The sequence below is a fragment of the Treponema denticola genome (genome assembly GCF_024181405.1).
Taxonomy (GTDB): Bacteria; Spirochaetota; Spirochaetia; order Treponematales; family Treponemataceae; genus Treponema_B; species Treponema_B denticola_D.
In genome coordinates this window covers 1,592,705-1,606,352 of the sequence record NZ_CP051302.1, presented here as the reverse complement: position 1 = coordinate 1,606,352, position 13,648 = coordinate 1,592,705, and the positions used below count along the sequence as shown (strand labels likewise).

The 13,648-nt window shown below is 41.2% G+C and carries 10 protein-coding genes; 6 read left to right on the top strand and 4 right to left on the bottom strand.

What is annotated here, in order from left to right:
• The first annotated feature begins 6 nt into the window (after positions 1–6).
• A complete protein-coding gene (locus tag HGJ18_RS07600; protein WP_253695393.1) occupies positions 7–1,314 on the top strand; it encodes a right-handed parallel beta-helix repeat-containing protein in 1,308 nt (435 codons plus the stop codon).
• 123 nt (positions 1,315–1,437) lie between these two features.
• Here HGJ18_RS07600 and HGJ18_RS07595 read toward each other — a convergent pair whose 3' ends face one another.
• Positions 1,438–3,114 (bottom strand): ATP-grasp domain-containing protein, encoded by a 1,677-nt coding sequence (locus tag HGJ18_RS07595; protein WP_253695392.1) that lies wholly within the window; start codon positions 3,112–3,114, stop codon positions 1,438–1,440.
• Positions 3,115–3,145: 31 nt separating this feature from the next.
• Positions 3,146–3,925: a Nif3-like dinuclear metal center hexameric protein gene (locus HGJ18_RS07590; protein WP_147624578.1), complete on the bottom strand. Its 780-nt coding sequence runs from the start codon at positions 3,923–3,925 to the stop codon at positions 3,146–3,148.
• Positions 3,926–4,238: 313 nt separating this feature from the next.
• Between HGJ18_RS07590 and HGJ18_RS07585 the strand changes: the two genes are divergently transcribed.
• The 3 genes from HGJ18_RS07585 (at position 4,239) to HGJ18_RS07575 (ending at position 8,310) form a co-directional block, all read left to right on the top strand.
• Positions 4,239–5,507 (top strand): aconitase X, encoded by a 1,269-nt coding sequence (locus HGJ18_RS07585; RefSeq protein WP_253695391.1) that lies wholly within the window; start codon positions 4,239–4,241, stop codon positions 5,505–5,507.
• 1 nt (position 5,508) lies between these two features.
• Positions 5,509–5,952 (top strand): aconitase X swivel domain-containing protein, encoded by a 444-nt coding sequence (locus HGJ18_RS07580; protein ID WP_253695390.1) that lies wholly within the window; start codon positions 5,509–5,511, stop codon positions 5,950–5,952.
• Positions 5,953–6,036: 84 nt separating this feature from the next.
• Positions 6,037–8,310, top strand: a complete 2,274-nt coding sequence (locus tag HGJ18_RS07575) for an oxidoreductase (protein WP_253695389.1) — start codon at positions 6,037–6,039, stop codon at positions 8,308–8,310.
• 54 nt (positions 8,311–8,364) lie between these two features.
• Here HGJ18_RS07575 and HGJ18_RS07570 read toward each other — a convergent pair whose 3' ends face one another.
• Positions 8,365–9,666: a Na+/H+ antiporter family protein gene (locus HGJ18_RS07570; protein WP_253695388.1), complete on the bottom strand. Its 1,302-nt coding sequence runs from the start codon at positions 9,664–9,666 to the stop codon at positions 8,365–8,367.
• A gap of 213 nt (positions 9,667–9,879) precedes the next feature.
• Here HGJ18_RS07570 and HGJ18_RS07565 point away from each other — a divergent pair, with 213 nt between their 5' ends.
• Positions 9,880–11,241: a Na+/H+ antiporter NhaC family protein gene (locus tag HGJ18_RS07565; RefSeq protein ID WP_253695387.1), complete on the top strand. Its 1,362-nt coding sequence runs from the start codon at positions 9,880–9,882 to the stop codon at positions 11,239–11,241.
• 65 nt (positions 11,242–11,306) lie between these two features.
• Here the strand turns inward: HGJ18_RS07565 and HGJ18_RS07560 are convergent, their stop codons facing one another.
• Complete coding sequence (locus tag HGJ18_RS07560) at positions 11,307–12,209, bottom strand: DMT family transporter (RefSeq protein WP_253695386.1); 903 nt, start codon at positions 12,207–12,209, stop codon at positions 11,307–11,309.
• Positions 12,210–12,391: 182 nt separating this feature from the next.
• Between HGJ18_RS07560 and megL the strand changes: the two genes are divergently transcribed.
• A complete protein-coding gene (gene megL, locus HGJ18_RS07555; RefSeq protein WP_253695385.1) occupies positions 12,392–13,597 on the top strand; it encodes a methionine gamma-lyase in 1,206 nt (401 codons plus the stop codon).
• Positions 13,598–13,648 lie beyond the last annotated feature (51 nt).

The following is a 13,648-nucleotide window of genomic DNA, read 5'->3' as shown; positions in this document are numbered from 1 at the left end:
TACAAAATGAAAAAAGGAATAATAGCCTGTTTACTGGCTGTTCTTGTTTTAGCAAACCTAACAGCTGCGGAATACTACGTTTCAAAAGAAACCGGTAAGAACGGAAATGCAGGTACAAAAGATGCCCCCTTTAAGAATATCGAGAAGGCTGCCGAAAAGGTTCAGGCGGGCGATAAAATCTATGTTGCCGAAGGCAATTACTACGGCGTTCGCGACAAGGGTTTTATCATGATACAAAAAGCAGTCGAAATTTACGGCGGATATTCCAAAGATTTTTCCAAACGGGATGTTTTAAAATACCGCACCCTTGTTATGCCGCCGGCCTCTTCAAACGGAACAGGCAGAGCCAACAAGGCAATGGAGTTCGACATTAAAAACGGTGAGGGTAAAAAACTCGTAATTGACGGTATCATCTTCGATAAAGGACTCTCAAACGGGTATCATCCCACAAAGGGTAAGCCTCAGGGGGTAGAAACAGGTATGCTTGTTTTACCGCCGGGTCAAGGTGTGAATGGTAATGAAAAATCCATTACAACGGAAAAGGCTATATTCGGCGGCAGCATTATGAAATGCGATGTGCTTATTCAAAACTGCGTATTCAACAATGCTTCCAATTTTGCCATTCAGTTTGGAGGAACAGGCAATGTTAAAATTTTGAACAACGTATTTACTGCAAATGCAATGGCTGCCTGTGAAATATGGGGAAAAGAAAATAAACCGAATGCCATAACGGTGGAGTTCGCATATAACACGGTCTTATTTACGTGGCCGCGTACTCATGCTTTTGAAGATATGGGCTACGGTTTCCGCGTTATGACAAAGGTTGAGGTAAATATACACCACAATATTATTGGGCTGTCTTGTCTTTCTGCAGTAGACCGCTGCCGTATCGATAGTCCCGCTTCAATGGAAAATGGGCGAAAGGTGCTTATGGACAATAACCGTTTTTTTATGAACAAACAAGCGGATGTAACCCTGCCTGGCTTAGGAACCTTCGAGTACGTATGGGTAAAAGACTTTGACGATCTCGACCGTTTTAACAGTGCAGAAGGCAATGAAGAGTTAAAAGACATTGCTTCGCTTAAAAATGTGTTAAATAAGGCATATTTGGCCGGTTTTTTGAATGCTACTTATAAAGAAAAAACGGACTATGACCCGAATTCTCCCGCCAATGAGTTCAGGCGTGCAATGGGGATGAACCAAACGATGACAGTCCAATCCGACGTGTCTATGTTTGCAAACAAATATCCGCAAGATGATGCCGTAAAACTGTTCGGTGCAGTAAAAGGTTTCGGAGCGCAAGCGATTAAGTAATTCGGTTTACCGTTGTACGTTCTGTACAACGGTATCTTCACAGGATTTGCCGCCTCTCGGCCGGCAAATCCGCCGTGCCCTTCATAGAAATTAAAAATCTACCATTCTTTGAGCTTGTTCCGATTAATCATTTAATTCGGTATCAAGATAATAGATGAGCCCCTGGCGGCTGCCGCGTATAAAATACTTCCACCACAAAACAAGATTCTGGTTTAAAGGTTCACCTATATTTTGGAGTCTGAGCATCTTTTCTTTTAACTTCGGTTCAAGGAAAAAGGATTGTTTTATTGCTTCCCGAATAGAAAGGCCGTGCATATCCAAGGCTCTATCTAAAAAATCCTTAAAGAACGAAGGATAAAGAATTTTATCTTCTTCCATCAAAATGGAATTTTTTAATAGCTCATCAAAAGCCTTGTTTTTAATTTCCTTTGTGCTGTCATCTTCAGGGAATTTAAAAAAGTTCGGAGGATAATTGCCTTGCACGGTTATCGAAGAATTTGTCTTTTCAAAAAAAAGATTCGTTTTGTTGTTTGCTCTTTCAAGCCGCAAAAAGATTTTTTGTACGGCTTCCATGCTCGCCTTAACTGCCTCATCATAGCTTTCCGCAGAGCTTAGGACATTGCCGCATTTTTCTACATTGTTTTTAGGAAAAACGGTTTCATCTTTTTCAAAAAGGCGGGGTAAAACATCTTTTATGTTTTTTGTGCTCCTTGCTTCTTCAAGCCCGTATATTTTTTTTATGATGCCCGGCACCGAAATCCAAGCTCGTTCAGCACTAAATCGAGCGGCTCGTTCTGCACTAAAGTGAGCGGCTTCGTATTTTGGAAGTTCATCTACGGGTTCGCCTAAGGCTATTTTGACGGCGGCCTTAGTTACGTTAAAGCCCGAAGAATAGGGAACCGTCCAGCCAGACATGTAGCCCCCTGAAAGACGGGCGGCAATTTCTCCTACACAGGCAGTCCGTTTGCCGTTTTTTTGGGGATCGGCTTTTCGTAAAAAGATGTCTCCCTTGGCTGCCCCGTTTGTAAGTCCCAAGGCTTTTATTCCGAGGAAAAAAACTCTTATAAGCTCATCACATTCTTCCTTGCTCTTAATCGACGGAATCGTGTGTCCCATCTCGACAAAGTAGGGCGGAAAAAAAATGTGCCTGTCAGCGAGGGCGTTTAAAAAAATCTCTCCGTTTATAACGAGGGCTTCAAGCGAAAACTCTTCACCCTCGATGAACTCTTCGGCTATAGCTTTTCCGCTTCGCGAAAAGTTTACCGCATCTTCTAGGGCCGGTCTTAATTCATCTTGAGAATAGACCAAGCGGCAGCCCCGCGCTCCCATGTTGTCGGCAGGCTTTACCGTAATAGGGAAGGGAATGGCTTTTTGTTTTAAGATTTGAAGAGCCTCATCTATTTCGTTTTTAAAAATATGGGTAAACTTAGGAGAAGGAACGCCGTGCTTTTCAAAGCACTCCCTCATTAAAACCTTGTCGCTTGCACGGCGGGCGGCTTCCAAACTGTGCCCGGGAAGAGAACAGCTTTCTGCAATAGCTGCAACCGATACGGAAAAGTCCGTAGCTGCGGTAAAGACTCCGTGTAGGCCCTTTTCTTTTAAGCTTTTTGCAAGGTCTATGAGGGCGGGAATATCCTTTAAATCTATCGGAAAAAACTTGTCGGCTTCTTTTGCACAAACCGCATTCGGGTTTCCGTCTACGGCAATGACCTCGCAGCCCAACTCTTTTGCTGCCCTTATTGCAGGCCCCTGCATGAGACCCGCTCCTAAAATTAAAATACGCTTTTTATTTTCTTTCATACTCCGGTTAAACTCATCTTAATCTAAAAATTTAAAAACCTGTTGGAATATCTATAAAGCAGGTTTCAAGGTTTGTATCAAGTTCAAGTTTTTTTGCAACCAACTGAACGCCTACAGTTTCCGTTTGATAATGGCCTCCGGCAATTACATTTATCCTGTTTTCGAGGGCATTGTGATAGGTAATGTGTTCAATCTCTCCCGTTATGTATAGGTCAAGTCCTAAGGCTATTGCATCATCTATTTCCGAAGCGGCCCCGCCCGAAATAATTCCGATTGTTTTAATTTTTTTAGGCCCGAAAGGAAGGATGTTTGCAGGTTTTTCCCCTTGGGGAAAAAGTTTATTTATAATTTCATCTATTTCCAAGCCTTCTTCGGAATCTCCTTTTAAAGGAAGACTGCCGTAAAAGCCTATGTTCAGCCCCCTGTACATGCCGAACTCTTTTAAGTTTTCAAGTTCAAGGCGGCGGGCAAGACCGATGTTATTCCCATAAAGGGGATGGGCATCGAGGGGAAGGTGAACGGCATAGAGCACTATGTCATTATCCAAAAGAGCCTTTATTCTATGATAATGATTTCCCATAATCCGTAAGGATCGGCTCCAAAAAAGGCCGTGGTGTACAAAAAGCATGTCGGCTTTCCGCTCGGCGGCTTCTTTTATGGATTGAAGACAGGCATCCACCGCGAAAGCAACCTTTTTTATTTCTTTACCGCTGTTTTGTACCTGAACACCGTTTTGCGATAAATCTTGAGCCGCAAAGGCATCTATGTTTAACAGCTCGGTAAAATAAAGATCCAGCTCTTTTAGTTTCATTATAATCACCCCGCAAAAAAAATTTGAAGATTAGAGATGCCTATTATACTTTAGATTCTTTTTGAATTCAAGGCGGCGCGATATTTTAAAAAAATAAATTTACCTTCTGCAAAAACTATGATATAATTGTTCGTATTAACTAAGGAGAATTGATAAACAGCTCGGCACAAATAGTGCCTCTCTGTTTATCTGACGAGTTTGCCTTTCAGGCAAACTCGTATATTGTATGTAGTTTTGCATAAAGCAAAACTACTTGAAAAAACTTTTTTCAGGATTTGATAATCCTTGCAAAAAGTTTTTATAGGAGATGAGTATGCAACTGACACGGGAACAAGAAGAAATTTTAAACGGTTCTCAAGGAGAGATGCAGGCTAAGGTTTTAAAAACCTTGGTCATGTACGGTGAAGCCTTTGGTGCAGAAAGGCTTGTTAAGGTTACGGGAAAATACGGACATCTTGTTACAAGTTTCGGTATAGGAGTTATGAAACCGGTCTATAAATTGATGGATGAACTTCTCCAATCCGAAGCTGTTTCAGGGATTCCCTTTACGGCGGATCCCCGTCCGCTTGATGATGTAGTGCCCAAAAGTTTTTTGGAACGCCTTGTTTTTCATTTTATGTACAGCAAGCAGGAAGAGTATGAAAAGCAGCTTAAAGCTATGGGCCTTCTTTCGGATGATTCTTATACCTGTACCTGTTATTTTGACGAGGTAGGGAATACACCTAAAAAAGGAGAAATCTTAAGCTGGGCAGAATCCTCAGCCGTTAATTATGCAAACTCGGTATTGGGAGCTAGGTGTAACCGCAATTCGGGTATCATCGAAATGTTCGGGCTGATTGCGGGCTGGGTACCGGAGTTCGGCCTATTGACCGATGAGGGTCGTAAGGCCGATTTAATTGTCGAGGTTGAAACCGAGACTCTGCCTGAAGCCCAACTTTTGGGAAGTGCAATAGGAATCAAGGCTGTTGAAAACGTGCCCTATATTAAAGGCTTGGATAGATTTTTGGGCCGAGAGCTAAATGATGAGGTAAAGGCCTACTTTAAGGATATGGGAGCTGCAATGGCATCAAACGGAGCTGTCGGTTTATACCATGTCGAAAACCTGACGCCTGAAGCAAAAGAATCGGGGGCTTCTTTAATCCGTAAAAGTGCAGAAGTCTATACAATTACCGAATCCGAGCTTTTGAGGATAAGGTCTTCATATCCGGATATTAGAAAAAACAAAAATGCCCCTCCTGAACTTTGCTTTATAGGCTGTCCTCACCTGTCTAAAGAACAGCTTATTAAATGGACAGGCATTATAGAACAAAAATTAAAACAAAATAAAAAATCAAAAATTTCGATACCGACTGTTATGACTTCGCCTCGGGGTGTTTTAAAGGAGTTTTCCAAAACCGAAGAGTATAAAAGATTAAAATCTTTCGGCCTTCGTTTTTCGGAAACCTGTCCCCTCATGTATATGAATAACCCGCTTTGTGCAAAAAAATCGGTTATCACAAATTCCAATAAGCTTAGAACCTATACTACGGCCGTCTATTATAAGGATGATGAAATAGCCGATCTAATTACGGGAGGATTTTAATATGAAAACATTTAAAGGAAGAGTAATTGTTCCGGGAACAGTATCGGCAGAAGCTCTGGTAAGTTCTCAAGGTTTTAATACCCTTGCAAGCTTTCAAAAAGCTTTGATGTTCGGGGATAAGAAGGCTCATTGTTCCGATCAAAATAATCCGGACCTATATAAAAAGGAAATAGCAGGGAAGGCTCTTTGTCTCCCGCAGACTATAGGCTCAACTACGGGCGGAATGGTTATATTCTGTGCCGCTTCGATGGGACGCCAGCCTGCCTGTATGCTTTTTTCGGAGCCGATAGATTCCTTGGCTGCAGCAGGCGTAATCCTTGCTGCAAACTTTACCGATAACAGTATTCCTACAGTCGATAATTTGGGAAAGGAATTTTTATCAGCGGTTAAAAGCGGAAGCAGGGTTGAAGTTAAAGAAAACGGTGAAGTCATAATAGAAGACTAAAAACTGAATTAAATAGAGGGAGCCTCTAAAAACATCAGTTTTTAGAGATGCCCTAGAGTATAAAAACTATTTTGGAGGAAAAGAATGAAATTTGATGCTGAAGTAAAAAAGATGGTGGACGCTTACGGCGGATGGATGGAAGGCGATTTTGAAAACAGGGCAGGGGGAACAGGCCGCATGACTAAGGCTCTTTATCCCTATACCCAATTGTTTTCGCCTATTTTAATCAACAAAACAAAAATTAAAAACCGTGTTGTCATGGGGCCTATGGGAAACATAAATATGTGTGAAGAATCGGGACGGCCCAACAAAAAAATGCTTGAATACTTTTTTGCGAGAGCCGAGGGCGGTGTCGGTCTATTGACAACCGGCCTTGTTCCCATAAGCCACGGAATAGATCACTCGGTAACGGAACCTCATAACTATTCTTATTTTCCGCGTATAGACGGAACTAGAACCAATCTTGTAGGCTGGAGGGATCTGGCTCAGGGCTGTCATGCTTTCGGAAGTAAGATATTTATTCAATTAACTCCGGGACTGGGACGTGTTGGAAATCCCCAATGTCTTTTAACCAAGTTTAGATTTCCCGTATCGGCTTCAAATAATCCCAACTTTTATATTTCCGAAATTCCAAGCTTGCGTCTTTCTGGCCGAGCCTTAGGAAAAATTATAAAAAATGCAGGACAGGCTGCCGCCGATGCCAAGGAATGCGGTCTTGACGGTGTATATCTTCATGGCCATGAAGGCTATCTTCTTGAACAATTAACCAACCCTGCCTTTAACCGCCGTAAAATCGGAAAATATGCCGACTGGCAAAGATTCGGCCTAGATCTTGTAAAGGAAATACGAAGCAGGGCCGGCACCGATTATCCTATAATGTACCGCATAGACCTTTCTCTGGCTCTTAACGAGACCTACGGAGAAGAAGGTATGAAGGTCAAACAGCTTAAAAAATTTAAAAACGGAAGAACAATACAAGAAACCCTTGACTATATGAAAAATCTTGTAAAATGCGGTGTAGATATTTTTGATGTGGATCTCGGATGCTATGATAACTGGTGGCTCCCTCATCCTCCCGGAGGCATGCCTGCCGGCTGTTTTCTCGGAGTTTCCAAAATAGTAAAAGACTATTTTGCTTTCAATAATATTATATCCAATGCCGGAGTTCCCGTTCCTGTGGTAGCTGTCGGAAAGTTAGGTTATCCCGATGTCGCAGAAGCTGCCTTAAGAAACGGAGACTGCGATATGGTCATGCTTGCCCGCCCATTATTGGCCGATGCCGGGTGGTGTAATAAGGCCTATGCAGGCAAGGTAGAAGATATCCGCCCCTGTATCGGCTGTCAGGAGGGTTGCATCAACGAATTTGTTTTAGGAGGGCATCCTCAATGTGCCGTAAACCCGCGCACCGGCTTTGAAGATGTGCTTCCCTTTGATGCACCTGAGGCAGAGGTTAAAAAGAATATCGGCGTTATAGGAGCAGGGCCTGCAGGTATTGTGTTTGCCGTTAAGGCAGCAAAGAGGGGCCATAATGTAGAACTTTTTGAAAAAACGGATCGTATCGGCGGCTGCGTAGTTACCGGAAGTGTTCCTAAGATTAAATACGATTTTGAAAACTATTTAAATTATCTTCAAACAAAGGTAGAAAAGGCCAAGGCTATGCCTAACTTTAAACTTTCTTTAAACACGGAAGTTGATTTGAATTTGCTAAAAAACAAAAAATTCGATGCATTGGTTTTTGCATATGGGGGTAAGCCGATTTCTATTTCCGTACCCGGATCTGAAAAGATAAAGACAATTCAGGCCGTAGACCTTCTTTTAAATCCTAAGGACGCGGAAGGTGCTAAAAAGATTGTTATAATAGGCGGAGGTGTTGTAGGATGTGAGACAGCCTATTGGCTTAAATACGAGCACAAAAAAGATGTTACGGTAGTAGAAATGCTTCCTTATTTTATGAAGGGAGTTTGTACAGCTAATAGGGGCTACCTTATCTACTATATGCAAAAGGCCGGTGTTAAACTTTTAAATTGTGCAAAGCTTATAGGACTTGATTCGGGAAAAGCTATTGTAGAGCAAAACATTTCAAAAGGCGTGCCTAATCCCTATAATACTTGGCAGCCTATCTTGCCTGAAAACATACCTAATCCGCTTGCAAAAAAAATAGGCAATGAAACCAAAAAGCTTGAACTGGAGACCGACTTAATAGTCTTTGCCGTTGGAAATAAAACCGATGACAATCTTTATTTTTCTGCCCAAGTTGCAAACATAGTCCCCGAAATTTACAATATAGGAGACAGCTCGTTCACGGGAAAAGTTTTGGAAGCAACTCGTGCTGCTGAAAGACTGGCAGTAGGAATCTAGTTTTTGTACCTATAAAGAAAAAGCCCCCGCCGGTTTAGACGGGGGTGTTTAATTTTACAAGAACATTGCTGCAATCGTAGCGAATATCATAAGAGGAATATTATAATGCAGGAATGTCGGAACACAGGTGTCCCAGATGTGGTCATGCTGACCGTCGGCATTCAAGCCGGCAGTCGGCCCCAAAGTAGAATCGGAAGCGGGAGAACCTGCATCGCCTAAAGCACCTGCCGTGCCGAGAAGACAGGCTATGGCCATGGGGCTGAATCCGAGCTTCATACCAAGCGGAACATATATTGTTGCAATTACAGGAATGGTGCCGAAGGAAGTTCCTATACCCATTGTAATACCAAGTCCGATTAAGAGCATTATAATGGCACCGAGGAGTTTGCTTCCTCCTATAAGATTGGCACTGGAGACAACAAGGGCGTCTACCGCTTTTGTAGCCTTAATTACTTCTGCGAAGCCTGCGGCCACGAGCATGACAAAGGCGATAAAGCCCATCAGCTTAATACCTTCTGCCATAGTTTGATCCGCATCTTTTACTTTTATAACACGGGTAACAAGTAATACCAAAATACCGACAAGACCGCCTAAGGGCATAGAACCGGAGAGAATCTGTGTTACAAAGTCGGCTGCAATCGCTAAAAGAGTAAACCATTCACGTGAAGTAAATTTTATGTTTTTAACTTCATTTTCGGCCTTTATGTCCGCTTCTACCGTTTTGTATTCACGGGGTTTTCTGTAGGAAAAGAAAACCGCAATAAAAAGACCTAAAATCATTCCGGCACCGGGAAGAGCCATAGCCTTCCATACATCCATTTTATTGAATTGAAGTCCGTTTTGTGTCATAGAATCCGAAATAATTCCGTGGAAAATAAGACCGAAACCTGCAGGAAAAGCGACATAGGGCCACTTAACCGAGAAGGTTAATCCGCAGGCCATAGCACGTCTGTCGAGTTTCATTTTGTTCATTACAACCAAAAGGGGCGGAATTAAAATCGGAATATAGGCTATATGAACCGGAATTGCATTTTGCGAAAAACAGCCTATAAATGCAATGATAAGAACGAATAGGGCTTTTTTATTTTTAAGCCATTTTTGTAATTTGACCGCTAAAAGTTCGACTATAGAAGTTGAAGTAATGGCAGCGGCCAAAGTCCCCAGTAAGATATAAGATAATGCCGTTTCGGCATTGCCTCCCATTCCCGAAATAAGAATGCTTATCGTGTTTTGAAGTCCCAAACCTCCAATAATCCCTCCTACGATACCGGAAATCATAATTGCGATTAAGATGTTAATCTTAAGTAAGCACAGTACCATCATAACAATAACGGCAATAACAACAGGATTGAACATACACACCTCCGTTTTTTATGCAATTTATAACAATTGCAGTATCTTAACAATATTAGCATCAAATTTTTTATCTGTCAACTTTTTTATTCCATTCAAATTTATATTGTTGTTCTTGACAATAGGCATAACCTATGCGATAATCTAGTAATCAAAATATGTAGGCTGTTTAGCTGCTTATATGTTTTAAGTAAAACTTTTTATGGAGGAGATTTTATGGAAAAATCTAAATTTAAACCGAATGGTTTTGCTCTTGTTCCCTTTCTTATCTTTGTTGTCGTTTATCTGGGAATAGGTGTAACTCTTGTAGCAAAAGGCGATCCTATGGGGTTTTACGGCTTTAAGGGACCTGTTGCCGTAATTGTAGGTATTATAGCAGCCTTTTTAATGCACAAAGGTTCAATCGATGAAAAATTCGATGCTCTGGTCAAAGGTTGCGGAGATGCAAATATCATTACTATGTGTATCATCTATATTTTAGCCGGAGCTTTTTCGGTTGTTTCAAAGCAGATGGGCGGTGTCGATTCTACGGTAAATTTGGGTTTAACCCTAATACCGCCGAATTTTGTTACAGCGGGCCTTTTTATTATCTGCTGTTTTTTATCTATTGCAACCGGAACAAGTGTCGGTACTATTGCTGCCGTAGGTCCTATCGCCGTAGGTTTTGCAGAAAAAGCGGGTATTTCAATGCCGCTTATGATAGCTTCAATGGTAGGCGGAGCCATGTTCGGCGATAACCTTTCGATTATTTCGGATACTACAATTGCTGCTACAAGAACACAAAATGTTGATATGAGGGATAAATTCAGAGTTAATATTGCATTAGCCTTACCTGCTGCAATTTTAACTGTCATACTCCTATTACTCTTCGGAAGGCCCTCTGTTACGCCTCAAATTGAGTCTTTGGAATTTAATATCGTAAAAGTGTTGCCCTACGTATTTGTATTGGTTGCAGCTATTGCAGGTCTTAACGTATTTGCCGTTCTTTTAGGAGGAATCCTTTTTTCAGGTATTATCGGAATGGCTTACGGTGCCTTTGATGCTCTGCAATGGACAAATCATATGTATGACGGCTTTAACGGAATGTTCGAAATATTCTTGCTTTCAATGCTGACCGGAGGTCTTGCCTATATGGTAAGTCAGGCAGGCGGTATGGAATGGCTTTTACAAAAGATAAAGGGCATGGTAAAGGGTAAAAAATCCGCAGAACTAGGTATAGGTGCTTTAACTCTTCTTACCGATGCTGCAACTGCAAATAATACCGTTGCAATTATTATCGACGGTCCTATCGCAAAAGAAATGTGTGAAGAATTTAAGGTTGACCCTCGTAGATCTGCCTCTCTTCTTGATGCCTTCTCTTGTGTAATGCAGGGATTAATTCCTTATGGGGCCCAGCTTTTAATAGCCTGCTCCTTTACAAACGGACTTGTAAATCCCGTAGGCCTTATTCCTTTATTGTGGTATCAGCTTTTACTGGCCTTGTTCTTAACCCTTTCGATATTCTTCCCATTTGCCGACGGATATATTAAAAAGCATCCTTGGAATTTTGCAGAATGGAAGTCTGTAAAAGCAAAATAAGTTTTTATAGATTTCATTAAAATATTGTCCCAAGGTTCGAATAAAACTTGAGCCTTGGGATTTTTTTATTTATCGGCAGCTTTCTTTTTTTCCCTTTTAGGGGTGCCCTTTAGGGCAAACACGATGATACTCATTATGATTATTGTTCCCCCTATGGCCGCTCCTGCATTTAAGGTTTCGCCTAGGGCAAGATAACCTAAAATACTTGCAAGCAATGGGTTAAAAAAAAGAAAATTTGTAACATCGCTTGTTTTTTCGGCAATTTCTATTCCCTTATTAAAGAAAAAGTAGCCTAGTGCACTTGTAAGAATCCCTAGGCACAAAAGGCTTCCTATGTATTTAAAGCCGGCAGAAGAGAGTTCTTTATATCCGTCAACACAAAAAGGCGATAAGATGATAGCCGCACACATAACACTGTAGGTTACGATTTCTATTGAGGTATAGCCCATTTTTGCAAGTTTTCGGCTTAAAATATTGTATCCGCAAAAGGAAATTGCAGCCGACACAGTCCATAAAATGCCTATTTCGACCGATAAAAGTCCCTCCCATAAGATAATAATTATAACTCCGCAAAATGCCGTCAAAATAGAAATATAGCCTGCTTTGCTTATCTTTTCATCATAGATTATCGAAGCTGCCACGGCGGTCATTATCGGAGTTGTTGCAATTATAATGCTTGAGGTTGCAGCCGTAATTGTTTTAAGGCCCATATTAAAGACCAAAAGATATAGACCGAAGCCGAGAGCTCCGGATATAAAAAAAAGACCTATATGCTTTATTTTGAAAGGAGGACGTAAATTATTAAATTTTCCTATAATTAAAAGAAAAATACTTGCTAAAACACATCTTAAAAAACCTAAGGCTCCCGAGCCGAAATGCGTTAAAGCAAAGCGTGAAAACGGAAAAGATGATGCAAAACAAACAATGGCAATAGCAGCAAATAAGTATGATTTTGTTTTATTGGACATAGCATGACTCTGAATTTAAATCTAGACTTTCGTCTTGAGGCATGATACAATAATACAATAATGAAGTCAAGTATGAGTGTTATAGTTAAATTTTATTTATACTTTTTTGAATTTTACACTTGCGTGAATAAAATAAATACCTTATACTAAATGCTATATGTATCTTTTATTTGGAGGAAAATATGAATAGAAAAGAATTGGAAAAATTGGGATTTGCTTCAAAACAGATTCACGCAGGAAGCATTAAGAATCAATACGGTGCTTTAGCAACACCTATTTATCAAACTTCAACATTTGCGTTTGATTCGGCAGAACAAGGCGGTCACAGGTTTGCTTTAGAGGAAGATGGTTATATCTACACCCGCTTGGGCAACCCTACGACTACGGTTGTTGAAGAAAAACTTGCCTGTCTTGAAAACGGAGAAGCCTGTATGTCCGCAAGCTCCGGTATCGGTGCAGTTACCTCTTGTATTTGGTCAATCGTAAATGCCGGGGACCATATTGTTGCCGGAAAGACTCTTTACGGCTGTACCTTTGCCTTTTTAAATCATGGTCTTACCCGTTTTGGGATTGATGTAACCTTCGTTGATACCCGAGATCCTGAAAATGTAAAAAAAGCTTTAAAACCGAATACGAAAATCGTTTATTTGGAAACACCGGCCAACCCGAATATGTATCTTTGCGACATTGCAGCAATAAGTAAAGTTGCCCATGCTCATAATCCCGAATGTAAGGTTATAGTAGATAATACCTATATGACTCCCTATCTCCAAAGACCACTTGATTTAGGAGCAGACGTTGTTCTCCATTCTGCAACAAAGTACTTAAACGGACACGGAGACGTTATTGCAGGTTTTGTTGTCGGAAAAAAAGAATTCATCGATCAGGTACGCTTTGTAGGTGTTAAGGATATGACAGGTTCTACATTGGGCCCCTTTGAATCCTACTTAATAGGCCGAGGCATGAAGACCCTCGATATCCGAATGGAAAAGCACTGCGCCAATGCTCAAAAAGTTGCAGAGTTCTTGGAGAAACATCCGGCTGTTGAGTCCATCGCCTTCCCCGGTCTTAAATCTTTCCCGCAATATGAGCTTGCAAAAAAACAGATGAAACTTTGCGGAGCTATGATTGCCTTTACCGTTAAGGGCGGATTGGAAGCCGGTAAAACCCTTATAAACTCGGTTAAATTTGCAACCATTGCAGTAAGCTTAGGCGATGCCGAAACCCTTATTCAGCATCCTGCAAGTATGACCCACTCTCCGTATACTCCTGAAGAAAGAGCCGCTTCGGATATTGCCGAAGGTTTGGTACGTCTTTCTGTCGGTCTTGAAGATGCGGAAGACATTATTGCCGATTTAAAACAAGCCTTGGATAAACTTGTTAAATAAATCTTAAGAACACCTCTAAAAGCTTTTTTGGAGGTGTTCATTCTTTAAAGA